At 46.6% G+C, this 26,033-nt stretch carries 25 protein-coding genes; 13 read left to right on the plus strand and 12 right to left on the minus strand.

The genetic code is table 11. The features are described from left to right. Positions 1–51: 51 nt before the first annotated feature. Entirely contained in the window at positions 52–633 is a 582-nt protein-coding gene (locus GZ78_RS10395; RefSeq protein ID WP_034835231.1) for a protein-methionine-sulfoxide reductase heme-binding subunit MsrQ, read from the minus strand. A 10-nt stretch (positions 634–643) separates the two neighbouring features. Continuing rightward, on the minus strand, positions 644–1,687 hold the full coding sequence (gene msrP, locus GZ78_RS10400; protein WP_034835232.1) for a protein-methionine-sulfoxide reductase catalytic subunit MsrP: 1,044 nt from the start codon (positions 1,685–1,687) through the stop codon (positions 644–646). A 516-nt stretch (positions 1,688–2,203) separates the two neighbouring features. Here msrP and betB point away from each other — a divergent pair. The 3 genes from betB to GZ78_RS10415 all read left to right on the plus strand — a co-directional run bounded on the left by betB (position 2,204) and on the right by GZ78_RS10415 (position 6,951). Then, positions 2,204–3,679, plus strand: coding sequence for a betaine-aldehyde dehydrogenase (betB, locus tag GZ78_RS10405; protein ID WP_201772699.1), 1,476 nt, complete (start codon positions 2,204–2,206; stop codon positions 3,677–3,679). Between the two features lie 23 nt (positions 3,680–3,702). Beyond that, positions 3,703–5,367, plus strand: a complete 1,665-nt coding sequence (betA, locus tag GZ78_RS10410; protein ID WP_034835234.1) for a choline dehydrogenase — start codon at positions 3,703–3,705, stop codon at positions 5,365–5,367. Positions 5,368–5,736: 369 nt separating this feature from the next. Next, on the plus strand, positions 5,737–6,951 hold the full coding sequence (locus GZ78_RS10415; RefSeq protein ID WP_034835235.1) for a choline transporter: 1,215 nt from the start codon (positions 5,737–5,739) through the stop codon (positions 6,949–6,951). 91 nt (positions 6,952–7,042) lie between these two features. On the opposite strand, the gene pssA is transcribed toward GZ78_RS10415, so the two are convergent. Beyond that, positions 7,043–7,870 (minus strand): CDP-diacylglycerol--serine O-phosphatidyltransferase, encoded by an 828-nt coding sequence (gene pssA / locus GZ78_RS10420; protein WP_034835237.1) that lies wholly within the window; start codon positions 7,868–7,870, stop codon positions 7,043–7,045. Between the two features lie 67 nt (positions 7,871–7,937). Here pssA and GZ78_RS10425 point away from each other — a divergent pair, with 67 nt between their 5' ends. Then, positions 7,938–9,542, plus strand: a complete 1,605-nt coding sequence (locus tag GZ78_RS10425) for a tetratricopeptide repeat protein (protein ID WP_034835239.1) — start codon at positions 7,938–7,940, stop codon at positions 9,540–9,542. Here the strand turns inward: GZ78_RS10425 and GZ78_RS10430 are convergent. After that, the gene (locus GZ78_RS10430) at positions 9,539–10,453 is read right to left on the minus strand and encodes a LysR substrate-binding domain-containing protein (RefSeq protein WP_034835241.1); all 915 of its coding nucleotides are present in this window, start codon (positions 10,451–10,453) and stop codon (positions 9,539–9,541) included. The genes GZ78_RS10425 and GZ78_RS10430 overlap by 4 nt on opposite strands. A 34-nt stretch (positions 10,454–10,487) precedes the next feature. On the opposite strand from GZ78_RS10430, the gene GZ78_RS10435 reads away from it, so the two are divergent. Then, positions 10,488–10,883, plus strand: coding sequence for an N-acetylmuramoyl-L-alanine amidase-like domain-containing protein (locus GZ78_RS10435; RefSeq protein ID WP_269078754.1), 396 nt, complete (start codon positions 10,488–10,490; stop codon positions 10,881–10,883). A 135-nt stretch (positions 10,884–11,018) separates the two neighbouring features. On the opposite strand, the gene cuyB is transcribed toward GZ78_RS10435, so the two are convergent. Then, positions 11,019–11,720 (minus strand): cysteate racemase, encoded by a 702-nt coding sequence (cuyB, locus tag GZ78_RS10440; RefSeq protein ID WP_236631525.1) that lies wholly within the window; start codon positions 11,718–11,720, stop codon positions 11,019–11,021. A gap of 356 nt (positions 11,721–12,076) precedes the next feature. On the opposite strand from cuyB, the gene GZ78_RS10445 reads away from it, so the two are divergent. The 3 genes from GZ78_RS10445 (at position 12,077) to GZ78_RS10455 (ending at position 13,898) form a co-directional block, all read left to right on the plus strand. Next, positions 12,077–12,808 carry a phosphorylase family protein gene (locus tag GZ78_RS10445; protein WP_034835246.1) on the plus strand — a complete coding sequence of 244 codons (732 nt, stop codon included), beginning with the start codon at positions 12,077–12,079 and terminating at the stop codon, positions 12,806–12,808. A 204-nt stretch (positions 12,809–13,012) separates the two neighbouring features. Beyond that, a complete protein-coding gene (locus GZ78_RS10450; protein ID WP_269078755.1) occupies positions 13,013–13,234 on the plus strand; it encodes a YqaE/Pmp3 family membrane protein in 222 nt (73 codons plus the stop codon). A gap of 4 nt (positions 13,235–13,238) precedes the next feature. Beyond that, complete coding sequence (locus tag GZ78_RS10455; RefSeq protein WP_201772700.1) at positions 13,239–13,898, plus strand: DUF2959 domain-containing protein; 660 nt, start codon at positions 13,239–13,241, stop codon at positions 13,896–13,898. A gap of 373 nt (positions 13,899–14,271) precedes the next feature. On the opposite strand, the gene GZ78_RS10460 is transcribed toward GZ78_RS10455, so the two are convergent. Next, positions 14,272–14,718, minus strand: a complete 447-nt coding sequence (locus tag GZ78_RS10460; RefSeq protein WP_034835247.1) for a MaoC/PaaZ C-terminal domain-containing protein — start codon at positions 14,716–14,718, stop codon at positions 14,272–14,274. A gap of 137 nt (positions 14,719–14,855) precedes the next feature. On the opposite strand from GZ78_RS10460, the gene GZ78_RS10465 reads away from it, so the two are divergent. Continuing rightward, the gene (locus tag GZ78_RS10465) at positions 14,856–17,039 is read left to right on the plus strand and encodes a hypothetical protein (protein ID WP_034835248.1); all 2,184 of its coding nucleotides are present in this window, start codon (positions 14,856–14,858) and stop codon (positions 17,037–17,039) included. Between the two features lie 11 nt (positions 17,040–17,050). On the opposite strand, the gene GZ78_RS10470 is transcribed toward GZ78_RS10465, so the two are convergent. After that, on the minus strand, positions 17,051–17,968 hold the full coding sequence (locus GZ78_RS10470) for a DMT family transporter (protein WP_152558657.1): 918 nt from the start codon (positions 17,966–17,968) through the stop codon (positions 17,051–17,053). A 100-nt stretch (positions 17,969–18,068) separates the two neighbouring features. Then, complete coding sequence (gene ilvC / locus GZ78_RS10475) at positions 18,069–19,085, minus strand: ketol-acid reductoisomerase (protein WP_034835250.1); 1,017 nt, start codon at positions 19,083–19,085, stop codon at positions 18,069–18,071. Between the two features lie 139 nt (positions 19,086–19,224). Between ilvC and ilvY the strand changes: the two genes are divergently transcribed. After that, positions 19,225–20,088, plus strand: coding sequence for an HTH-type transcriptional activator IlvY (gene ilvY / locus GZ78_RS10480; RefSeq protein ID WP_034835252.1), 864 nt, complete (start codon positions 19,225–19,227; stop codon positions 20,086–20,088). A 481-nt stretch (positions 20,089–20,569) separates the two neighbouring features. Then, positions 20,570–20,749 (plus strand): hypothetical protein, encoded by a 180-nt coding sequence (locus GZ78_RS10490; RefSeq protein WP_161787359.1) that lies wholly within the window; start codon positions 20,570–20,572, stop codon positions 20,747–20,749. A 106-nt stretch (positions 20,750–20,855) separates the two neighbouring features. Here the strand turns inward: GZ78_RS10490 and ilvN are convergent, their stop codons facing one another. Next, on the minus strand, positions 20,856–21,347 hold the full coding sequence (gene ilvN / locus GZ78_RS10495) for an acetolactate synthase small subunit (protein WP_034835257.1): 492 nt from the start codon (positions 21,345–21,347) through the stop codon (positions 20,856–20,858). Beyond that, complete coding sequence (locus GZ78_RS10500; protein ID WP_034835258.1) at positions 21,347–23,068, minus strand: acetolactate synthase 3 large subunit; 1,722 nt, start codon at positions 23,066–23,068, stop codon at positions 21,347–21,349. The genes ilvN and GZ78_RS10500 overlap by 1 nt, the downstream gene beginning before the upstream one ends. Before the next feature lie 479 nt (positions 23,069–23,547). On the opposite strand from GZ78_RS10500, the gene GZ78_RS10505 reads away from it, so the two are divergent. Further along, complete coding sequence (locus tag GZ78_RS10505) at positions 23,548–23,979, plus strand: DUF4124 domain-containing protein (protein ID WP_161787360.1); 432 nt, start codon at positions 23,548–23,550, stop codon at positions 23,977–23,979. 426 nt (positions 23,980–24,405) lie between these two features. Beyond that, a complete protein-coding gene (locus tag GZ78_RS10510; protein ID WP_034835261.1) occupies positions 24,406–25,134 on the plus strand; it encodes an SDR family NAD(P)-dependent oxidoreductase in 729 nt (242 codons plus the stop codon). 58 nt (positions 25,135–25,192) lie between these two features. Here the strand turns inward: GZ78_RS10510 and GZ78_RS10515 are convergent, their stop codons facing one another. Together GZ78_RS10515 and tnpA are read right to left on the minus strand one after the other, a co-directional pair. After that, positions 25,193–25,417, minus strand: a complete 225-nt coding sequence (locus tag GZ78_RS10515; protein ID WP_034835263.1) for a hypothetical protein — start codon at positions 25,415–25,417, stop codon at positions 25,193–25,195. Between the two features lie 97 nt (positions 25,418–25,514). After that, the gene (gene tnpA / locus GZ78_RS10520; protein WP_034835265.1) at positions 25,515–25,967 is read right to left on the minus strand and encodes an IS200/IS605 family transposase; all 453 of its coding nucleotides are present in this window, start codon (positions 25,965–25,967) and stop codon (positions 25,515–25,517) included. Positions 25,968–26,033: the final 66 nt, after the last annotated feature.

Consider the following 26,033-nt stretch of genomic DNA (forward strand, 5'->3'; position numbering starts at 1 on the left):
TTAGCTTTAGGTTTGGCGCTAAACTCTTTTCCAGTAACGGTATTAAACTCGTTACGACAGACGTTTTTTTATGGGGATCCTGAACAGCATCAAACCAGCGACCACAGAACCAAATATAACAACCTCTGTATAATCACTCTTTGAGAGCCAGACAAAGTGAAGGATGGCCAGTCCCGCAGCCAGATAAACCAGCTTGTGCAGCTTCGCCCACTTTTTCCCCAGACGGCGCATCATACTTTTTGTGGACGTGACTCCCAGTACTGAGAGTATCAGGATCGCAATAGCTCCCACTATTATATAGGGACGCTGATAGAGGTCTTCCAACAGCGTTTGCCACTGCCAGCCCAACATAAAGGCAAGGTAGGCAATAACATGAAGCACTGCATAAAAGAGAGAAAAGAGCCCAATCATTCTCCGAAAACGAATCAACTTATTAATACCGGTGATTTTTCTTGCCGGAGTAACTGCCAGACTCATGCACAGGAAGATTAAAGCCCACTCACCCAGATCCCGGGTCAGCGTGTTCGCTGGATCGGGCCCCAGTTGATTGGTGGTCACAGCATTGACCAGCCAGGCTAATGGCACCAGACAAAGGGGGAAAACAACCAGCTTTAACTTTGCGATCCAGTCCATAACACCACCTTTAATAGAACTTCCTTAGGTCCATCCCTTTATAGAGATGAGCCACTTCTTCGCCATAGCCATTAAACTTTTGAGTTTCGATTTGGTTAGGCTCCCAGATAGAATTAGGCAGTCTTCGCTCTTTCTTCTGGCTCCATCGCGGATGATCAACTTCAGGATTTACATTGGCATAAAAGCCATACTCACTGGGTCCCGACTTAACCCAGGTGGTTCGTGGCATGGTTTCAGTAAAACGGATCTTTACGATTGATTTAATACTCTTGAAGCCATACTTCCAGGGCACAATCAGCCTTAAAGGCGCACCATTCTGTGGTGGCAGTGTTTTTCCATAGACGCCTATCGCCATAAACGTCAGAGGATTCATAGCCTCATCAATTCTCAGACCTTCAACATAAGGGTATTCAATGGCACTGAAGCTGGAACGCTGCCCTGGCATCTGCTCTGGTGCGTAAAGCGTCTCAAACTGAACATACTTTGCTTTTGAAGTAGGCTGGAAACGCTTCAACATATCTGCCAGTGAAATACCTACCCAGGGAATGACCATGGACCAGGCTTCAACACAGCGAAGGCGATAGATGCGATCTTCTACATCATGAGGTTTGAGCATATCTTCCAGAGTGTATTTCCCGGGCTTCTCAACCTCTCCTTCAACCACCACAGACCATGGATCTGTTTTCATATTTTTGGCGTTTTTGGCTGGATCGTCTTTCGAATAGCCAAATTCATAAAAGTTGTTATAGCCAGTTACATTGGCATAAGGCGTTAAGGCTTCGTCGGTTGTGAAACGACTGGGCTTAGAGCTGGCGACTTTCTGTTGCAGCCAATCCGGGGCAGACAATTGCGGAACATCTCCAGAACCTGAACTCGCCATTTTTTTAGCTGACTGCGGGTCGGCTGCATCACTGCAACCCGCCAAAGCCAAACCCATTCCGGCAAAGGCAAACTGGCCACCCATTCTCAGAAAACGGCGACGATCCTGGTAGACACTTTCTGAGGTAATTTCACTACTGCGGACGTCTCCCGACTTTCTGGTTTTGATCAGCATTGGTTCACTCCTGAGTCATTCTCTTATTTATCTATTACGCTCGTTTCAATTGAACAGTTTCAAATTTCACAAGCGGAAATGCTGTTCGCAAGAGTCTCGCAGCAAAGTCAATTACCTGACAGCTACTGTGCCAGTGCCTCCAGACACTCTACACATTACTTAAAACGGCAGTACAAAATCTATACCTTTAATGACGTCATATCGGACAAATTTATTCCATTTTCAACACATTTGATCAGGCAGCACAAAATCTATACACTGTAATCACTTAAAATACTTACAAGAGCCTTATGTTTTCGCAGTTTCTGCATTTTTCCCGAAATAATTCCCCTTCTACCCAAACTCTGCTGGCACTGTTTTTACAACATCATTTTCGACTTTCCTAAGCTACCTTCTATCTAAGCTAACGCTTGGCTTTGCTGCTTTATCTCATTTAAACGACGTTAATCCAGTGCACCTACTGTCAGTCCTCACGGGCTTTTTTATAGTCAGCACTGTTTAATATCTTCACGTCCAATGGAGCCACCTGTGTCACTACCCTGCTATCAGAATTTTGTCGATGGCCAGTATTTAGCCAATAAAACTGGCAATACCTTTCCAGTTATTAACCCGGCTACTCGTCAGGTTCTCTACACGGTTGAAATTGCAGACGAATCTATCCGTCAGGCAGCTGTTGACAGTGCCCAGAAAGGGTTTGAGACCTGGTCAAAAATGACCGGCATGGAGCGCAGCCGAATTCTCAACCGCGCCGTCAGCCTATTGCGTGAACGTAACGATGAACTGGCTCGGATAGAAGTGCTGGATACTGGCAAGCCCTGGCAGGAAGCTTCAGTGGTTGACGTAGTGACAGGCGCTGACTCTATAGAGTTTTTTGCAGGACTGGCCCCTTCTATTGAAGGAAACCAACAGAGTCTGGGAGATGATTTCTATTACACTCGTCGTGAAGCCTTGGGTATCTGTGCAGGTATCGGTGCCTGGAACTACCCACTCCAAATTGCCTGTTGGAAAGCTGCCCCCGCTTTAGCTTGCGGTAACAGTATGATTTTCAAACCTTCAGAAGAAACGCCTCTGGGCGCATTGAAACTGGCTGAAATTTTTATTAAGGCAGGCATGCCTGCAGGCGTATTCAACGTCATTCAAGGGGATGGTGAGGTCGGTTCATGGCTGACCCACCATCCTGACATCGCCAAAGTTTCATTCACTGGCGAGGTCAGCACAGGTAAAAAAGTCATGGCAGCAGCAGCCTCTTCATTGAAAGAGGTCACCATGGAACTGGGTGGTAAATCACCACTGATTATCTTTGATGATGCAGATCTTGAAAATGCCGTATCCGGAGCCATGCTCGGTAACTTCTACACTCAAGGCGAAGTGTGCACGAACGGTACACGGGTTTATGTCCACAAGAACATTTACCCAGCCTTTATTGAAAGATTACAACAGCGTACCGAGAACAACATTGTGCTCGGTGACCCTATGGACCCTGATACCAACATGGGCGCTCTGATTTCAGAGAAGCACCATCAATTGGTTCTTGGCTATATCAATAAGGGTATAAAGGAAGGTGCTACCTTGCTGACCGGAGGCAAGGCAGCCTCACCCTCTTCAGCTCCTGACGGATTCTTTGTCGAACCGACCATTTTTACAGACTGTCGTGATGATATGACCATTGCTCGTGAAGAGATTTTTGGACCGGTCATGGCGGTATTCACCTTCGAAGACGAAGCTGAAGTCATTGCCCGTGCCAACGATACTGAACTGGGTCTGGCAGCAGGCGTATTTACTCAGGATATCACCCGCGCACACCGTGTTATTCATCAGCTTGAAGCAGGAATCTGCTGGATCAATAACTACGGTGCCTCACCCGCTGAAATGCCAGTGGGTGGTTATAAACAGTCTGGTATTGGTCGTGAAAACGGTGTCGAAACTCTGAAAAACTATACCCAGATCAAAGCCGTGTATGTGGGTATGACCCCTCTGGACAGTCCGTTTTAAGGTTGCTCTCAGGAGGAGGTACCATGACAGAGAAAAAGTATGACTATGTCGTTGTTGGTGCCGGTTCTGCTGGATGCGTTCTGGCCAACCGTTTGACCGAAGACGGTAATAATCAGGTATTACTGATTGAAACCGGTGGCAGTGACCGAAGCATTTTCATTCAAATGCCCACCGCACTGTCCATTCCCATGAATACGAAAAAGTATGCATGGCAGTTTGAAACCCAACCAGAACCTTTTTTAGACGATCGTCGTATGCACTGCCCACGAGGCAAGGTATTAGGCGGCTCTTCTTCCATCAACGGTATGGTTTATGTCCGAGGCCATGCAAAAGACTTTGATGAATGGCATCAGCATGGTGCTACTGACTGGGATTATCGTCACTGTCTACCGTATTTCCGTAAAGCTGAAAGCTGGGCTTTTGGGGGTGATGAATATCGGGGAGATAACGGACCATTGGCCGTCAATAACGGCAATGAAATGAAAAACCCGCTCTACACTGCCTTTATCAAGGCCGGTGTCGAAGCGGGTTATATGGAAACTGCTGACTACAACGGCTGCCGACAGGAAGGTTTTGGCCCCATGCACATGACCGTGAAAAACGGTATTCGCTGGTCCACTGCCAACGCTTACCTGCGCCCGGCCATGAAACGCAACAATTTAACGGTTGTCACCCATGCCCAGGTTCATCGTGTCTTGCTGAAAGAAAAACAAGCGACGGGCGTTGAGTATAAACACAAAGGTCAGATCAAACAGGCTCTGGTGAATAAAGAAGTCATTCTTTCTGCCGGCTCCATTGGCTCACCCCATATTCTTCAGTTGTCAGGGATTGGCTCGAAAAGTGTACTGGACAGTGCCGGTATAACCGTACGCCATGAATTACCGGGAGTAGGTGAGAATTTACAGGACCACCTGGAATTCTATTTCCAGTTCCGCTGTAAGCAACCCATAACGCTCAATGGCAAAATCGACCCACTCAGCAAACTGTTTATTGGCGCACGCTGGTTCTTCAAAAAAGACGGACTGGGTGCAACCAACCACTTTGAATCCTGTGGCTTTATTCGCTCAAAAGCAGGGGTGGAATGGCCTGATATGCAGTATCACTTCCTGCCTGCTGCTATGCGATACGATGGAAGAAGCGCTTTTGACGGGCACGGCTTCCAGGTACATATCGGACACAACAAGCCCAAGAGTCGTGGTTGGGTGAGAGCCGTATCTGATAATCCAGATGATCATCCTGATATTCAGTTTAACTACCTGGCTCACGAAGATGATCGCGAAGGTTTCAGACAGTGTGTTCGTCTGACTCGTGAAGTGATCAACCAACCCGCCTTCGATGAATACCGGGGTTCCGAAATACAACCGGGTGAGAACGTTCAAACCGATGAAGAGATTGACGCCTTTGTTCGTGAATCAGTCGAAAGTGCATACCATCCATCCTGCTCCTGCAAGATGGGAGCCGACGACATGGCGGTTGTCGATCCACAAACACGGGTTAGAGGACTGAAAGGGTTACGGGTAGTGGACTCATCCATATTCCCTACCATTCCTAACGGTAACCTGAATGCCCCCACCATCATGGTGGCAGAGCGTGCAGCAGATCTGATTCTGGAGACAGATAGGCTGCCACCCTCGTCTGCAGAAGTAGACATGGATGCTCACTGGCAGGAAAAGCAGAGAACGGGATGAGCTCTGCGCTGATATAGAAAATCAATATTCAACTGAGCACTAAGGGTCACCACAGGTTTTATACCACTTCCGTTTTCTAACCTGCGTTATGAGCATGGCTTTTCGGACGCAGAGACAAGGCGAAGTGACGAGTCATAGCTAGGCATGATCTGCGTTTGAAAAGTCAGCGCAATAGCAGCGTTAGAATGCGGAAATGGTATTAACTATCACCAGCGTAAGCAGCATTGTTTTAAGCTGGTGATACTTAAGCTCTGCCAAACTGGCATTTATTGTCATACCGGTGTGCCATTCTCTCAGCCATTTAAACGATAACGATTGGCACCACATTATGAATACAGTTCAGCACCATCACCGTTGGGAGAGCAAGTAATGACCGCTCTTCTCTGCGCTGGTATTTTATTGACCTTCACCGCCATTATTTTTGTCCTGATCAAATGGGGCAATATGCAACTGGTGGGTGTAACCCCTGTCCGCACCCTGACCTTTACCGCCATACTGTTCACATCAGGGCTAGATGTGGGACTTATTATGTTCCCGCTGACTGAATTTGCCGGATATGCTGATATAGCCACCAGTCCGGAATACGCCTTCAGCAACCCTCTTGCCATTGAGTTTGGGTTTTGGGGATTCCTGATATGGGGCTTCTACTTTCTGACCTGCTTCTACTTCTGTGCCATTGAGCCTAAAGTGAAGTTCTTCGAAATACCTTTAATCAAATTTGTCAACAATGCCATTATTATTGGTACTTGCGCCTTCACGGGTTTCCTGCTGCTCAGCAACCTGCCCTGGTACCTACCCCAGATAGGCGACGGCGAAACCATTATTGGCAGTTTTTATCTGATTGTTTTCGCTGTGATTGCGGCTGCCGTCTATTCCAGTACCAGTCTGCGTTTTGTACGCACTCTTAGTTTGACGTCTACCGGCATGTTTCTGGGACTGATCGTTTTGATGTGGCTGGGCGCTTTTACAGGCAAGAACGGAACACCGAGTGACTTTATCCAGACCATTTCACTGATTGGCAGCTATTTCGGCAATATCCACCAATTTGCCCTGCCACTGAATGATTACCATGAATTCTACCTGTTCTGGTGGTTCGCATGGAGCATTATGATTGGTCAGTTTACTTCACGCTTTGTAGGAGGCCTGAAAACCTGGCAAGTGCTTGCAGCTATGCTGATATTCCCATCAATCCCTATCGCTACCTGGTTTGCAGTACTGTACTACTACCACCTAAACAGCCTGGACTCCGCTGGCTTCTACAGCCTGGCTATGGCTGCTGTCGGCATACTGTTTGTTGTAAATTCTCTTGATTCACTCATTCGCCTCTATACCGATAATCTTAATCTCACGGTTCAACGCTTTGGTAAAGCTAAATATATCGCTGGCAACCTGACCGTTATGACTCTGCTAACACTGCTATTCCAGTTTAACTTCCTGCAAATCCAGTGGATTGGTGCGTTGGTTATTGTCCTGTTCTTTATCTGTCTTAGCTATATTCTGATCACCTGTTTTGCCAAAGTCAGAGCCATTGACAGCTCACCTGAAGAAAATGAAATAGACTTCAAAAAAATAGATATGGCCTGATAAGCCCACTATTTCCAGACCCAATAAAAAAGCCCCTGATCATACGAAAAGGGGCTTCATCACTAACAAGCATGACAAAATTGTGAATCTGCTATTCGGCAGCGGGTTTCTTTCTTGTTTTTCCCATCAAATACATGAACGGGCCAGAACAAGCATAACTGAGGAAAATCAGCATGAGGACCCTGGGCGGATCTGTAAAGATGATGGCAAATGCCAGAACCATCGCGATTAGAAAAACAAAAGGCACCCGACCTCTCAGGTCCAGTTTTTTGAAACTGTTGTACTGAAAATTACTGACCATCAGAACACCAGCCAAAGCTGTAATAACAGCGCCAAGCACAGCAATACCCAGCAAGTCTCCATCAATCCCAAAGTCACTCAAAGCCCAGACCATGCCTATCACCAGAGCGGCTGCCGCAGGGCTGGCCAAACCAGTAAAGTAGCGACTGTCAGTCACTTCCAGCTGGGTATTAAAACGGGCCAGTCGTAGAGCTGCACAGGCTGCATAGATAAAGGCCATCATCCAGCCTACTTTCCCCAGATCATGAAGAGCCCAGCTGTAAGCAACCATGCCCGGTGCAACACCAAACGTTACCATATCAGCCAGACTGTCATATTCAGCCCCAAACTTGCTCTGGGTATTAGTCATGCGTGCAACACGACCATCCAACCCATCTAAAATCATGGCAACAAAGACTGAAATACAGGCTTGGGTAAAAAAACCTGCCTGAGCACTGATAATGGCGTAAAAGCCACAGAACAGGTTACCTGTTGTAAACAGGTTGGGCAGCACATAAATGCCTTTGTGGCGAACTGTCTCCCCACCTTCGACCACTTCTTCTTCAAAGTGCTCATCGACGGGAAACAAGCCGTCCACAGCATCTTGTTCATTTTCGGGTCGTTCCGGTTTATCGGTCATTTCAACATCTGCTCATCTACATAAAGGTGAAAAAAGCACACTCTATCATGAAAGGCTTAAGCACTGCATGACTGCAGAAGGCCTATCGACTGCTCATCAGTACAGCAGTACCTTTTTGAATTATCCAGCCCGTCCTGCATTTCTGCCTCCACTACCTATATTTATTTACTTCCAGGTAGCGATAGATATTTTCAAACGCTACCGTTTTAGTAAATACGGTCAGGCCATGCAATCAAAAACACACCTTTATACCTTTTTCTGGCAACCAGCCATGATCCCACTGCTCACCGGCTTATTAACTTTCAGCGGCTTGCACTCAGCCAACATTATGGCTTACTCCTCTTCCGTTATTATTCCTGCAGACTGGATCAACGCGAGAAACGCACAAAGACTATTTGGGAAGATTCAACCTGCCGTACAAGAAAAGAAAAAACAACTGATCAGCATCTCTATCAAAGATGCTTGCCAGAGCAACGATACCTATCCAGCAGAATTAGATTTGCACTTTGGCGCGCTGATCGATAGAGCTCACTCGCCGGGTATCACAGTCAATTCCACCGCCATCAGTTCAGAAAACCAGAGTTGGTCTGTAGCGCTGTCTTCGCTGTCCGTTTTATCGCTTCAGAACGATCCTTTCTCCTTCTTGTTTATCACCCCCAACAGCGGTTATCCATGCTTCCCTTTTGAACCCAATATACCCAGCGCCTTCTCACCTCAGCGACTGAACCTGACTCAAACAGCGGCCAAAGCTCGCCAAAGTAACGCTGATCTTACAAGCAGCCCCCTTTCATCACCGGTAGCTTTGCCAATACTGGTCAATATTGATGACGATGGATATATCACTCTGTTTATTGTCGAACTGACAGCCGAGGGGTATCAAATCAGAAAAATCAAAACAACTATCCATTTCAGCTCTAAGGATGCACAAGAACTTGTGGACACACTCAAAAGACATAATAATGTGTGGCTGGTTATGAAAGAGGCTTGTGCAACGCTGGATCAAAACTTTCAGTTCCAGATAACGGATGAACGTTGTGAAACGGAGGACTTTGTTCAAACTGACGATACTCTTGTCAGATTTGAGCGCTTCGACAATATTCGTTTTTTTCGGGGCCGAATAATGAGTCGCATGCAGTGGAGCAATGAAACACCCGAAGCCTCTCTGGTCATCAATAAGACAGCACCCGCTCTCCCTCTTCTTATAGCTCCCCCAGTTTCTTTGCCTGTCGACGCAAGACCCAGACAGGCACCCGGAAAAGCTTATCAAAAACCAACAAAAAGTAAGCCACTAAGAACTGCCACCCAAGATTCAGTCACTTTCATGTCAGAAGCAATACTCAAAGAGAAACTTCTCTCGGACCATAGAAATGGCTGGGATATCAGGGATAACTGGCGAAAAATAGTGGCCGAGCTTGAACAGGCAGGAAAGTATAAAGAAGCTATTGCTTTTTTAGAGATACTGATCGAAACCTATCCCTTGGATTTCGAGCCCAAAAAAGCTTTGATCTGGGCTCTGGTGAAACTCAACAGAGTAGAAGAAGCTAAACAGTGGATTTCTGACTGGATACGTAACCCTGACAACACACCTGAAAAAATGAGTATATTGATGGACATGACCAAACCCGGCGGCATAGAACGCATTCGGCAACGGGACTATAGCGTATTCCGTTAAAGCTCGGTCAGCGACCAGCCAAGCTGGCATTTGAGCTTGAGTTCAGACCATAGATTCTCGGCACTGGCATGAAGCCTGACATTATTTCTATAGATAACGATTTCAACCTGACCTATCCAGTCAGCTTTATCCGTAAAAAGAACCAGCTGACCGGACTCCAGCTCTCGTCGAATCGAATAGTCAGGCAACCAGGCAACACCTTTTCCCTTTAACGTCATCACTTTCAGAAGGTTAGTCAGTGATGACTCCATAACCGTTTGAAAGCCGAAATCCGGTAAAGAGCTATGCAACAAACTATTGACTCTACGACCCATGAACGCATCAGGGCTATACCTCAGTAAAGGAATGGACTCTTCCTGCTCAGGAGAATACAAAGGCTTGCCTGCTTCGTCGGACAGGCAGACGGGGAACAGTCGGGAAATGCCCAGAGGCAAATACTCAAAAGGAGGCTGCATCAAAGCTTCCGCATTAAATGCCAGAAGAAAATCACAACTCCCTTCTTTAAGCGCTTCAATGGCGAGATCGACATCAATACTTTCTACACGCGTTCTCAGCGTTCGATGCTCAGGTTCCATTTGCTCAATAAGCTCAGGCAGCAACGTCACGGACAATGAATGTGCTGCAGCAAAATCTATTGCCTGAGTCTCGGCTTTACCCCGCAACTGTGTCAGCCCCTCTTCCATTTGCCTTAACAAATTTCTGGCTGTTGTTCTGAACAGCCGCCCTTCTGGCGTGAGGTCAATGGGCACAGTCCCCCGCTCCACCAGCTCAAAACCCACCATCTGTTCCAACGAACGTATTCTTCGGCCAAAAGCGGGTTGAGTAATGTTGCGAAATTCTGCTGCACGGGAAAAGTTTCTCAATTCTGCCAGAGCCAGAAAATCTTCCAGCCACTTGCTTTCCAGGTTCATTCCACACCTTCTCCAAAACTTCGGTTTAACCTGATTGAGACATACTGCCGCAACGGATAACGTAAGAATCCACCTGAACTCCATCATACTTTTCGGTCTTATCTGTTCAAAGGAGCACGCTGAGGCCCAGCTGATGAAATATCGCTACCGCCAGGGACAAGTTGCAGGATACGCCAGCCGCCTGCATTATTTCAGTGACTGGATGGTAGAGAATGAAAAAAGAAAGCAGCTTAACCTGGTAATGGAAATATTGGGAGGAACAGCTCAATCCTCAAAGGTTCACTTTATGAGCTCAAATCATCAACAGTTCTTTAAACTGCAAGACAATCCGGAAAACCTGCAAGCCATTTTTCAAACTGAGCAGCTAATCAGCAATATTTCAGGCTTGGACGTGATACACACAGGCATTGCTTACTGGAATAAGGAATAAGGGAGAACTGAAACTGATTCACGCACCTGCAGAAAACAGTACGGTCCAGGTGAGCAAGAGACCTCTGCATGAACGGGTTCTGGATATTAAAAGCCAGAACGGCATTATGGTTGCAAAACCTCGCGCCCCTTTGGCTTAAGCAGCTACCCTTGCTTCTTTCTGGTTGTACCAGTCAACACAAGCGCTGGCTAACAGAGCAGTAGCATCAATGCACTGTTCAGGGCTTGTTTTGACAACTTCAGCAAGACCAATAGGAATTTCTGTACAACCCAGAACTACCGCTTCAGCGCCCTTATTCACAAGGTCATCAAATACGACTTTCATACGCTGACTGCCCAGTTCAAGACGGCCAGCTTTGATGTCATAGATGGCCTGCATCATCAAAGTCTGCATATCCTGATCAGGGATCAGGCACTCACGACCATCATTTTCAATCAACTCCTGATACATCACCGCTGAGACGGTAGCACTCGTCGCCATAACGCCCACTTTGCCAAGTCTGTGCTGCCTGATATGTTTCTGAACACAATCCAGAATACTGATCATTGGAATCTGGGCATGCTTTTGCAGTTTCTCAAACCAGAAGTGCGCTGTATTGCAGGGAATCACAACACATTCTGCACCACCACGTTCAAGACTTCTCAAGCCTCTCAGTAATGCAGGGAAAGGGTCTTCAGACCCTTCCAGAATGCAGGCGCTGCGGTCAGGAATCTGAGGGACGTTATGCACCAGCATAGGCAGGTGTTCCTGATCCTTGCTGGCTGCTGTTAAAGCAATGATTTTCTGCATAAAGTCCACGGTAGCCAAAGGCCCCATTCCACCCAGTACTCCTAACACGACACACCCCGTTTAATTCGTGACTGCAAAGTTAAAACTATGGTTCTATCATTGCGATTCACGCGGGGCTTGTGAAATGCCTAAAGCGAAGGCTTAATGCCGAAACGGCACTGAAAAGGGGCGCAAAGCTTACGCCCAGAAACCCATAAAAAACAATGTGAGTAACACTTAAGATGGATACGAATCATGGGGAGTAGTGCAGTCTATTGCGTCTTCCCCTCTCTTCCATAAAGATCCCATTCAAGCAAAAACATCAGACTGCAATGTTCAGACATAAATATAAGGATTTACTTATTGGAATCACCTGCTTATAGCGGGAAACTATATACCTCCCATTACCAACCGAATTGATCCCTATGAAAAAAATTACAATGATTGTGGCCATGAAACAGGAAGCAGTGCCACTCATTGAGAAACTGGGCCTGGCTCAAACAAGCGACACCAATCCGCTACTGCCTTGCAAAGCCTTTTCGGGTGAGTACAAGAATCTAAGCATCAATTTGGTTACCAACGGTTCCGACTCTGTTCACGGTGTAGAAAATGTAGGTACCCAACCTGCGACTCTGGCAACGTATGAAGCCCTTCGCCTCTTTTCACCCGACCTGATCATCAATGCCGGAACCTGTGGTGGTTTTTCCGATCACGGCTGCAAAATTGGTGACGTCTATATGGGTGAACGCATCCGCTTCTTTGACCGTCGTATTCCTATGGGTGATCACTATGAAGCTTATGGCGATAGTAATTATCCGTGCGAACTGGCGGTTGAACTGGCTCAGAAACTGGATTTGCCCACTTCTATTGTTTGTACCGGTAACTCTCTCGATATGAGTCCGACCGATGAAGCCATTCTGCGTCAGGAACCCCTGGTCAATAAAGAAATGGAAGCCGCAGCTATTGCCTGGGTAGCATCCCATTACCAAATGCCGCTGGTTGCAGTAAAATCAGTAACAGACCTGATGGACAGTGAACACGGTACGGCAGATGAGTTTTCTTCTAACCTTGCCCTGGCCTCTAAAAACCTTCAGGTAGAAGTGCTAAGACTGCTTGACTTACTTGCCCAGCAATCTCTTACTCAAGATGCAGCATAGTGCGGTCAAAGCCTTTAGAAAAACAATATGACTAACACTGTACCCAAAGGATTTGGAGTTGCGACAAGGCAACAGGCTAACGAAATTCCAGACGCCTGCCAATAGCAGGTGACTGGGGTGAATAAATGCAGGCAATGAAGCAGCAACTCCAAAGGCGATGGGAATACATGGATGAAACCTTTCTAATCCGAAGGGCTTCAGCTAATGCAAGCAAAGGGAGACAACATGCGTTATTTTCTGGCTATTCTGCTACCACCAATCGCAGTGATTTTATGTGGCAAACCAGGGCAAATGATTCTAAATATTATTCTGACTCTGCTGGGATGGATTCCTGGAATTATTCATGCGCTGTTTGTTGTCAACAGTCACCTGGCAGACAAGCGCAACAACGAAGTGATCAAAGCCATTAAAAGTCAGGAAGATTGACACCATGCCTTCAGTATTCCGAATAGGGGTTCCAGCCTTGTTACTGATGCTGTCTGTCTTTCTGACGGGCTGCCAGAGCACCTATTACAGCGCGATGGAAAAGGTCGGTATCCATAAGCGCGATATTATGGTCGATCGAATCGAAAGCTCTCAGGCAGCTCAGGAAGATGCTCAGGAACAATTCAGCTCAGCGCTGGAACAGTTTCGCAGTGTCGTCAATTTCAATGGCGGCGACCTGGAAGCACTCTATGATCAGTTGAATTCAGAATACGAAAATAGCGTGACGTCTGCAGAAGAGGTTCGTGGTCGTATACAGGGTGTCAAAGATGTTTCAGAAGCTTTGTTTGAAGAGTGGGAAGACGAACTGGAACTCTATTCCAGCGCCAGCCTTCGCCGTTCAAGCCAACAGAAGCTGAATGATACTCGCCGCCAGTACAAAAGAATGCTGACCAGCATGGAACAATCAGAAAAACGTATGCAACCGGTACTGGATGCCTTCCAGGATCAGGTGCTCTATCTGAAACATAACCTCAATGCACGGGCTATCTCCGCGCTAAAGGGAGAGTTTGGTTCCATTAAATCGGATATTGATCGCCTGCTCCATGATATGCAGCGATCCATTGATGAGTCACGAAAATTTGTTGCTACGTTGAAACAGCAATAAAAAATCAGAGCTGCCTGAGCTAGATATGACTGATTCGGGCAGCTTCTTCCTTCGCTGATAAGTATGCCTAACCAACTCTCTTGATCCTTATATTTAATGGGACAGACTTGCTCCGTGAATGCCCAATTCAACAGTATTTCAATAAAAACTGTAACCCCTGCTAGCAGTTATATTCCGTTCCACACTTACATCCAGCGTTTACGCAGAGAACAAAAGTGTCACTACCAGCCGCACAGAAGCTATCTATCAGTTGGGCTACGCTGTCGGCGCCTACGAATATGCCTACCCATATTATGTTGTCATTCGAAATGCATATGACCTGACGAAGAAAGTTTATGAATACAACAAGCTGTCGAACCAGCCTGAGGTTATCTCAGGCTGGTTTTCTAAAGACCATATTGGTGAACTTATAAGTGGCCACCACTTCTTCATTTTGATTGGTGACTGTCATCTGGGTCACAACAATGCCTCTATCCGGCTTACTGTTTGACACTCGCTTATCGACAATTTCACTTTTACAGCGCAGAACATCACCCACCATAACCGGCTTGGGGAAACGTAACTCATCCCAACCAAGTCCGGCTAACATGGCAATTTCACCATTAATCATACTGTGCCCAAGGCGGGTGCCAATAGCCACAGTATGAAGACTGGAAGCAAACAGTCCTCCCATGGGCGATGCCTTGGCAATGTCCTCATCCAGATGAAACGGCACAGGATCCCATTGCCCAGCAAACTCTTTGATTTCTTCTGCTGTTACTTCATGAGTCTGTTCACTGATTTTGCTCTGATTCAGTTCCAGATCTTCGTAATACATCATTTTTATTATTCCTTGTTCACTGCATACGAGTCTGCATTACAGCAAGCTCACAACCATTCTTGTACTTCTATTTTCCCATTGGAACAAATTCAGGTATTGCATGTCTAACACCATTCGATGTAAAGGATTACAAGAATATGGGGACTTCTCTATCAAAAGGTATCAATAGCACACCCACAACACAAAAGTGTCGATATCAACCAGAAGCCACTATTAAGACAGGCTTGTGGGATGATATAAAAAGCGTTTCCTGTACTGAGTTTGAGACTAGCCAGGTCAACCAAACTGCACTCCCTCTAGCCATTGTTAAAGCAGGACAATACCTGGAAGATCACGGATTCCATCCGGATTCAGGCCTGACACCAGAACTGTTAAAGAATTGGAACAAAGGATCCACCTGGTTTCAGAGTTTGATGCACCTCCATTTCAAAGGGCTACCCGTCGAGCAATTCTCTGATGAACAACTGGGCCTGACACAACCCGGTGGTATGGATGAGATCACGGTCTATAGAGGCATAATCAAAAAGCTAAAGGAACATAGCGGTGCCCGAACCCCTGAAGACTATCTGGCCTTCATGTCCTGGCTGGCCACTGTAAATATGCTGGAGGAATTTCCTTACCCCCCTCTCGTCAACGCTCTTGAGGATTGGGAAAAAAGTATGAGGGCGGAACTTTGCTCACAAGTTACAACCGATGCAAGAGATCAAAGACTTCCCTTTGATGGCAACCCTTTCCACCAACCTAATAAAAGTAAGCTGCACTTCTATCTTGAACGCTTTGAAGGTATGAAATATGACCTCCTGAAATCTCTTTTATCTGAAGCCCCTTCCGAGCTGACAACGCCTTTGATGAGCGACTGGCTTCAACCTGAAGACTCGGCCCCCAGAAAAGCACTGTTCAAACAACAGTTTTACCCTCTGAATACTTTGCAACTGGAACGCTATCAATGGAATCACTGCATCAATACTTTGGTACAAAAGCTTCCAGAAACGGCAGATACACCTTTTTATGTGTCCATGAAAGCTGACAGTATAGAGCTGCCCATGAGCCCTCCTCACGAAGCCACACATTGCCATCAAACCTGTGGAAGAACACTGATTGAGAAACTGCCGGATGGCAGTCACCGCTACATCAAGATTCAATCTGAAAATGAATCCGCCAGTGATTTTCAAAAGTGTTTTTACCGACTACAAAAAATCGAAAAACATAAGGAAGAACTCGAGCTGGAAAGTACTGCCGTCTGTACAGAGAAGGTTTTCAAAATTGATGATGTTTCTGCCTATCTGGAAGCTTCTTCCATTCCCCCTGCTCACCAACGACAGGTCCTGTCTATAACTGGAGACTCTCCCCGTTTGGCCATGAGTTTTACCACTCCACCCGGAGTGCAATACGAAGAGTATTTTTACGACGTAGAAACCCCTTCAGAAGCTTTTGAAGGACTGGCCATCTATGGAAGAGATTACGGCAGATTATGGAGACAAAAACTCATCCCTCCTTCTCTGATTACCGCAGACCATGATGTGACATCGGCCAGGAAGCATCTGGTCTTTGCTTCTCTTCTCCACTGTTTTTCTGAGGGGTGTATTGATAGGTGGCATACGGAAGCCTCCAATTACCCCAATTCAGGAGGCAGTAAGATGGGTATGAGAGATAAAGGTGATACGTGTCTTCCTTCTGAAGCGGTTCCTTATTACAAGACAACGTTCAAACATATGGGGATTGGCTGCTCCAAAGAATCAACCCAATCCCTCAACTCAATACGTGTGAATGAATTGGGCAGAGCGGCGCAAGGTATGATTCTTCAATACGCTCGCCGCTTCAATCAGTCCTTTAACCCTATGGATTCTGAAAAGTGCAATGACATAGCCAAAGACATTGAATATTTATTGGCTGGCTTATTCAGCCAAGCTTTTGCCTTAAGTAAAGAGCAGTGTCAATTACTGATGCGTGAAGCTGATTTGCTCAATCAGTGTGCCAGAGAGGTAAACTATTGGCTGGCTTCGGGGTCACCTTATGTTGAAGACATTCGATCAGCGGTCATTAATAGAAAAGTGTACCCACACCTCCCGGAAAACATGCAGGCCTGTATTTTAACAGAAGGTGCAGCGGAGCAATTAAGGGACACTGGTTTCTTCCGCCCACCAACCTATATGAAAGGCGATATAAAGCTGGGCTCCCCAAATGGAAAAAACCCACTCATCGCTCTCAATGCCTTAATGACCAAACTGACCAGCGCCGGTATTGTGGCCATGCTGGATGAACAAAAAAGAGAGAAGCAAAGTGCTGCACAGAAAGTAGCTTCGGCTCAATACTGTGCCTAACCCAAACCCTCTTATGAAGAGTACCTTCTGTTAGCGATCCAAAGCCCTGTAAAAATAAGACCGGCTGCTAACAGGTGGTATTGATGAAGTGTCTCACCAAGAATAGGGATAGCAAACATCGCGGAAAAAACCGGAATCAAAAAATTGAACATGGCCGCAGTGTTAGCCCCTAGAACCGAAACACCAAAATTCCAGGATATATAGGCCACCAGGGAAGCAAACAGTATCACGTAACCAATCAGATAAATCGCTTTCATATTGACACTGAAGCCGCCCCTGACCGAGAACTCCCAAAGGTAAAATGGAAATAGAAGCGTTACACCAACTCCTACCAGAGTCGTCAGTAACTGAGCGCCCGATATGGGCAGCTCAAAGCGCTTGAGTAAAACCGTATAACAACCCCAACAGCAAGTTGCTACAAACATGATCATGTCGCCCCGGCCAAAATTAAGGCTGGCCAGTATTGACCATTCCCCTTTACTGAAAATCGTCAATAAGCCCGGAATAGCGATCCCCATTCCCACCAGCTGTCTTTTTTTAGGGAAAATATTCAACAGAGGAACAGCCAGAATCATGGTAATGACGGGTAAAGCGATCTGAATAAGAGCCAGATTCACTGCCTGTGTAGATTGTGCTGCGATATAAAGCAGTGTGTTAAAACACGCAATACTGAAAAAACCCAGAGCCAGTAGCTTGTAGCGACTTTGGAAAATCACTTTTCTCTGTCGGATCAAGTTCTTGCCAGTGAACGAAAACAGGATCAGGAAAGCCAGTGTCCATCGCCAAAATGACAACGCAACGGGCGGTATGTCTCCCACACTCATCCGGCCTGCAACACTGTTCCCACCCCAACAGAGGGTGGCAAGCAACAACCCCATTATTGCGAGAATGTGAGGCTGGGCCTTAAGGCGGGCGATCTTCTTTCTCAAAATAAGGCTCCAGAGGAATAGAAAAAAAGGACATCAATTAATATTCACAAAAACAAAAAAGGCGCACAAGGCGCCTTTTTTTTAACCGATCGTTTAACAATCAGTTCTTATCTTTGTCAACCAACTGGTTCTCAGTGATCCAGGGCATCATTTCACGCAGCTTGGCACCGGTCTGTTCAATCGGGTGAGCCGCGTTGTTACGACGGTAAGCAGTCATGGATGGATAGTTCATTGCGCCTTCAGTAATGAACTTTTTGGCATACTCACCGTTCTGGATATCTTTCAGAGCTTCACGCATGGCTTTGCGAGACTCGTCGTTGATCACTCTTGGACCGGTTACGTACTCACCATACTCAGCATTGTTTGAGATGGAATAGTTCATGTTGGCGATACCGCCTTCGTACATCAGGTCTACGATCAGCTTCAGCTCATGCAGACACTCGAAGTAAGCCATTTCAGGGGCATAACCTGCTTCGGTCAGGGTTTCGAAACCGGCCTTAACCAGCTCTACCGCACCGCCACACAGTACCGCCTGCTCACCAAACAAGTCTGTTTCGGTTTCATCTTTAAAGGTAGTTTCGATGATACCGGTACGACCACCACCTACGCCAGAAGCATAAGACAGGGCCAGATCTTTAGCCTTACCGGAAGCGTCCTGATAGATCGCAACCAGGTCAGGAATACCACCACCTTTAACAAACTCGGAACGTACAGTATGACCAGGAGCCTTAGGCGCGATCATGATGACGTCCAGATCAGCGCGAGGTACAACCTGATTGTAATGAATGGCAAAACCGTGAGCAAAAGCCAGTGTGGCACCTTGCTTCAGGTTAGGCTCAATTTCGCTCTTGTACAGCTGGGACTGAAACTCATCCGGAGTCAGGATCATGACAACGTCAGCCTGAGCTACTGCCGACGGTACGTCCAGTACATTCAGACCAACAGATTCTGCTTTAGCAACAGAGGCGGAGTTCTTACGCAGACCAATGGTGACATCTACACCGGAATCTTTCAGGTTATTGGCATGAGCATGCCCCTGAGAGCCGTAGCCGATGATGGATACTTTCTTGCCACGGATGATGGAGAGATCACAGTCTTTATCGTAATAAACTTTCATGACGGATTCCTGAGTAAAACGCCCCGGATTATCGTTGTTGTCCGGGCTGAAAACGTTGATGTGGAGAATAAAGCAGGCAGGTTATTGCGTAAAATGATATATTTGCAACATTACGTTTCACTATATGAAATGATCAATTATGGACCTAAAACCCCTGCAGCACTTCCTGAGCCTGGCTGAAACACTTCATTTTGGCCGCGCCAGCGCTGCTTGCCATATCAGCCCCTCAACACTGAGTCGCAGCATTCAACAATTAGAAGATAAGCTGGGCGTCAGCCTGTTTAAGCGTGACAATCGTAGTGTTAATCTGACGTCTGAAGGGATCAAGTTTGAGAAATATGCCCGGGAAGCCCTGGTCCAGTGGTCAGCCATTCGCAATGAGTTGATGGCCGAATCCAAAGAGCTGAAAGGAGAAATCAGTGTTTACTGCTCCGTCACTGCCAGCTACAGCTTTCTGTACGATATCCTCAGACGATTCAGACACCGCTACCCAAGCATTGAAATTAAACTTCATACTGGCGACCCTGACTCAGCAATCGATCTGGTGACCTCAGGAAAAGAAGACATCGCTATTTCCGCACGACCGGATCAGTTACCCACCGAAATTAGATTCCACAGTATTGGGCTCTCTCCTCTGGTCTTCATAGGCCCCGCTTCCGGGGAGATAGAAACCCCTCAGAGTTTGAATGACTGGAGTCGTACACCCATGATTCTTTCTGAGAAAGGTATTGGTCGAAAACGGGTGGATCGATGGTTTACAGCAAAAAGTGTAAAACCCAGAATCTATGCTCAGGTTGCCGGTAACGAAGCAATCGTCAGCATGGTCAGCCTTGGTTTAGGCATTGGGGTGGTGCCACAGATCGTTCTCGACAACAGTCCACTGTCTGACAAAGTACAGATCCTTGATATCAAACCCTGGCTGGCTGCCTATGATGTTGGTTTATGTGTGCTTGAAAAAAAATTAAAAAGCCCGTTGATTCAGGCTTTCTGGGAGCTGCTGTAAACCGCACGATATAATCGATATTTAACTCTGATAAGGTGAATATTATTTTGATTACATCCGGCTATCCTGAAGACCATTAGCCCATACCCCTTGTTCATTTAAGGGCAATCAGAAGTGTTTCTCAAACCTGCTTTTTATACGGCATTTGTGCTTTTTACATTTGCTGCTTTACCTGTCCGGGCCGATCTGGAAAGCCTTATCACCTATATTGACAGCATGCTGATGACCCGCCCAAAATGCTTCTTGCTGTATTGGAAGAGATGGCAAAAAACAATTCAAACGTTTTTATTATCGAAATCTGGTTCAGACTACTGAACCGGAAAATTCGGAAGACTTTGTCAATATTCATTCGGCAGATGAATATCTTGCCTGGATTGATGGCGATTTAACCAACCTGTTACACCTCCATGATTTGAACAATGTTGCCATTATTGGATACGACTCAGAAGGCGCCGTAAAACAACTGGCAGAATCAGCAGCAATGGAAAATAGAAGAGTTATTGTGGATCCGGACCTGAATGTATTATCACCCAGACTTATGAGCCAAATCCGTGAATCCGTCCGTCAAAAAAATCTGGATAGCTGGGATAAACTCATTGAAAAGTATCCGGAGAATATCGTGCGTATTAAGGAAGGGGATGATCCGATATGCAGCTTTTAGTAGCTTAAATAGTAGCTTAAAGCCATGAGAAGGTATTCATGACATCCCCTTTTAAAAGAGGATGCCATGGTACGGCTCCACAGATTTTTTGTAGAGCAGTTAGCGGTTAAAGGCTAAGCACCTTTTCACCACGGGCAATACCCGTAATCCCGCTACGAACCACTTCCAGTACCTGAGCCTGGCCGATGGATTCGATAAAACCATCCAGCTTGTCCTGGGTACCGGTCAGCTGAATGGTGTAAACCGTACTGGTTACATCCACTATCTGACCACGAAAGATATCCGCTGTGCGTTTAACTTCAGCTCTCAGTGGACCGCTTGCACGAACCTTGATCAGCATCAGCTCACGTTCAACATGATGCCCTTCCGTCAGATCCACCAGCTTGACCACATCGATCAGTTTATTCAGCTGTTTGGTGATTTGTTCAATCACCTGTGGATTACCGGAAGTGGTCACAGTCAGGCGGGACAGTGTTTCGTCTTCCGTAGGTGCAACGGTCAGGGTTTCAATGTTGTAGTTACGCTGGGAAAACAATCCAACAATGCGTGACAAAGCACCCGGTTCGTTTTCTACCAGTACAGAGATAATCCGTCTCATCAGGTTCTCTCCGTCTTGCTGAGCCACAGGTCACACATGTTGCCATCCTTGATTTGCATCGGATAGACATGCTCATTGGGGTCCACCTGAATATCCATGAAGACCAGACGATCTTTCAGAGAAAAGGCTTCTTCCATTGCCGGTAGCAGTTCTTCAGGACGAGTCACTCTTATTCCAACATGGCCATAAGACTCTGCCAGTTTGACGAAGTCAGGCAGAGATTCCATGTAGGAATGCGAATAGCGGCTGTCATACTGCATATCCTGCCACTGTCGTACCATCCCCAGAGCCTGGTTATTGATATTGATCACCTTAAGGTGCAAATCATATTGCAGGCAGGTGGACAGCTCCTGAATGTTCATCTGGATACTGCCTTCACCCGTTACACAAGCAACCTGCTCTTCAGGGAAGGACAGTTTGATACCCATGGCCGCTGGCAGGCCAAAGCCCATGGTTCCAAGACCACCGGAGCTGATCCAGCGATTAGGCTTGTTAAAGCGATAATACTGGGCAGCAAACATCTGATGCTGACCTACGTCAGAGGTCACAAAGGCATCACCCTGGGTTACCTGATACAGGGACTCAATCACCTGTTGTGGCTTGAGAATATTGCCGTCACCTTTTTCATAAGGGAACAGACCTTTTTCTCTCCAGGAATCAATGCTTGTCCACCACTCAGCCAGAGCTGCATCATCCTGAGAATCAGTTGTCTCACTGAGCTGGCGGAGCATGTTTTCCAGAACGGTATCCACAGGGCCCACAATAGGAATGTCTGCGGTTACTGTTTTGGAAATACTGGCCGGATCAATATCAATGTGGATGATCTTGGCGTCCGGGCAGAATTTTTCAGTATTGTTGGTCACCCGATCATCAAAACGGGCACCTATTGCCAGAATCAGATCGGAGTGATGCATGGTTTTGTTGGCACAGTAACTGCCATGCATACCCAGCATTCCAACGAACTGTCGGTCAGACCCCGGAAAACCACCCAGACCATTCAGGGTGTTGGTCACCGGTACATTCAACTTTCTGGCCAATTCGATCAGCAATTCAGAAGCATGTCCCAGAATAACTCCACCACCGGCATAGATAACCGGTCTGCGAGCCTTCATCAGCAGATCAACCGCTTTGCGAATCTGTCCATTATGACCCTTAGCTGGCGGGTTATAAGAACGAATCTTGACCTTATCCGGATAGTGATATTCGTATTTCTTGCTCAGGTCGGTGATATCTTTTGGAATATCCACCACGACCGGCCCGGGTCGTCCGGTTTGGGCGATATGAAACGCCTTTCGGATAACCTCAGGAATATCTTCAGCTTTCTTGACCAGGAAACTGTGTTTTACGATAGGTCTGGAAATACCCACCATATCTACTTCCTGGAACATGTCAGTCCCGATAAAACCGGAAGGCACCTGGCCTGAGATCACCACCATAGGAATAGAATCCAGATAGGCGGTAGCAATACCGGTAATCGTATTGGTAGCGCCTGGTCCTGATGTAACCAGTGCTACACCGGGCTTACCCGTAGCCCGAGCATAACCATCAGCCATATGGGTTGCCGCCTGTTCATGGCGTACCAGAATATGGGTGACGGCTTTTTGTCTGAAGATCGCATCGTAGACGTGCAACAGGGCTCCACCAGGATACCCGTAGATGTACTCTACCCCTTCATCAGCCAGTGAACGGACCACCATGTCCGCGCCGGATAAAAGCTCCACGTGTGCTTACCCTCGGCAGTACTAATTATTAGAAATGAATCGGCTTGGCGCCGCTGAGTTAATGCTCAAGACCAGCTCATGCTGTCTGAGCGGTTAGGGACTCCGGCCTCTCTTTTTTCCACAGCTTACAACTACCAGTAGCAGTGCACGCTGTATTCAAGGCCTCAACATTCCTGTGTGGGTAGGGTCAGGAATCTGGCAAACGATACCTGGCAAGGCTCATCTGTCAGTATTCCAAGGAATGCTCTCATCGGAGGGTATGGATACGTCCCCCGGATTGTCGCATAAACCCCGAAGTCACCTGATTGGGCAGCGCCGGGAGGTGACATTCTTTACCGTCACTGAAGCAGAGTCAATAGCCCGACGAAGCAGAATCGCGGAAATTGCATACATTTAGAGTAATAACCACAAAAAATATGTGCAGTCCGGACTGTTCGAAAAAATTCGCTCAATCTGGCTAACACTCAGGAATGATCGATATGAAATCAATACACGCCTTGATACTGATGCTGCTGACGACTAGCCTCAACTTTCCCGTCCAGGCAGACAGAATCTTCAAATGGGTTGATACAAACGGCACCACCCATTACTCCTCCAAGCCGCCACTGCCCAATATTGATACGGAGATTATTACGTCTCTGGATGAACCTGATGAAAGCTCTGAAAACAAACTCCCGGTCGGAGTCCCCTCGGCTGATTCTGAATCAACCTCTCAAGATCCTTCTCAACCGGACCAGAACCCGGAAGTTCTCGCCTATTGTAAAAAGCTGACCGAGCACCTTGAGACACTCGATAGTGAAGATCAGGTGCGCCTGAACAAGACGGATGGCAGCTTTGAAATTCTTGGTGATGAAGGACGAGGAAGAGAAAGGGATCGCATTCGTCAGCAGATGAAAAAATTCTGCCTATAACCATCAAACGCTCTGTACGAAATTAAGGGCTACTCAACTGACCATGCTCATGAAGTCAGCCCTTTTTAGATGACTCTATTCCCCCAAAAACCTGGTTAACTCCCAGAATGAAAAACTCTATTCACGAATGCAGTAATAAGCGATTCAAATAGTTAACAAATGCAACAACAGGCACAAACCCTACCACCTTATAACACCCATAAAGATAAATGATTTCATTCAGAGGGTGATTCCTCTTTAAAGTTAAACCGGGTACTTCGAGCACTCCTGTTAATATGGACTAGACTTTTTCCAGTCAGGTATCAGGAGTAGTTCATCAGAGTTATTTCTTCTACGCAGTAACACCTATATAATGGCACTGCCTGAGCAACTGTTGCGTTAACAGCAAAATAACAATAAATCAGTCGTCGCAATAAGGTATACACAATGCAAGTTAAAGGTTTAACCGCAGTCGTAACCGGTGGCGCAACCGGTTTGGGGAAAGCCACAGTAAAAGCCTTCCTCGAAGCAGGTGCTAATGTCGCCATTCTGGATATAAACGACGAAGCAGGTCTTGAACTGGCCCAACGCTATGGCCAGAAAGCTATTTTCCAACACGCTGATGTCACAGACGAAAAGTCTATTGATGCTGCTCTGGATGAAGCCCAGAAAGTATTTGGTTGCGTGAACGTAGTGGTTAATGCTGGCTGTCCAAGCCTTGCTGCTGCCAACGATGAAAATGAAAGCTTTAAAAAGCTATCCAGTCGCTACCACAAGATACTCGAAACCAACCTGATGGGCACTTTCAATATTCTTCAGGTTGCTGCCAAGAAAATGAAATGCAATCAGCGTAATTCCAGTGGCGAAAGCGGAGTCATCATCAATACTGCTTGCGTTGCGGAAAGCGAAGGTAAAATTGGTCAGGATGCCTGTCGTGCGTCCAAAGACGCCGTTGCAAGAATGGGGCTGCCTCTGGCCAAGGAATTTGACGCTTATGGCATCAGAGTGAATACCATTGAACCGGCTTCGGGTGATTCTATTCGCCTGGGACTGAATGGCATGGCTGAAATCATCCCGGCCAGTAAACGTACCACATCACCCAAAGCATTTGCCGAAAAAGCCCTGTCAGTGGTTGAAGACAGTTATTTGAATGCAAAGACTATCAGCCTGAACTAACCCGCTTCAGTTAAAACTCAATAACAGCCGGGCAGGTTTATCTGTCCGGCTTCATTAATCAACCCTGACGCTTTTTACCCGCATTAATTTTTTTATAAATACGATAGGAAAAGCAGGCCAGAGCGCCGGTGATACCGATAAACATCATATGGTCTGGCTGGGTCAGAAAGTGAGTCAGCATGGAGAAAACACTGCCTTCCGAATGATCTCCCGGATGAGCCAGAACCTGAGATGAAATCATTGCTGTCGTAAAGGCTGTAATAGCTGCGCCCCGTTTTTTCATGTCGTACTACCCCTGTTTTTATTTGCCATAAACTACTGAAAGTTAACTGACCTCCGGCAGAGCCGGAGGCTTATTAGATGACGCCCTCAAAGGGCTTTTATTGCGCCCAAGGGCGCGGTTCAAAACCAAACCTTAGCTGGTCACGTGATTCATCATTCTTTTCTTGATTCCGAATATATTCTCTGACCATATCCTCATCAAGACCAACTGTACTGACGAAATATCCTCTTGCCCAAAAATGCTCACCAGAAAAATTCCGCTGCTTACCTTTGAAGTGCCTCGCAATAGCTATTGCACACTTCCCTTTCAGATAACCTACGACGTAAGAAACAGAGTATTTTGGTGGAATACTGATGCAAATATGTACGTGAACTCGCATCAAATGCCCTTCTATAATTTCACACTCTTTTCGCTTGGCGAGTTCATGAAATATCGCTCCCAAAAACTTTCTCAAACTGCCATAAATGACCTTCTGCCTCTTTTTGGGAATAAAAACTACGTGATACTTACAATCCCATCGAGTATGGGTCAGACTTTTGTAGTCTGGCATAAGTTAAACCTCTTGGTTCTTGGCGGAACCATCGAGGTTAGCTACCGAAGGCTCGGTATAACCTAT

Origin of the sequence: Endozoicomonas numazuensis, assembly GCF_000722635.1 — a bacterium.
Lineage (GTDB): Bacteria > Pseudomonadota > Gammaproteobacteria > Pseudomonadales > Endozoicomonadaceae > Endozoicomonas_A > Endozoicomonas_A numazuensis.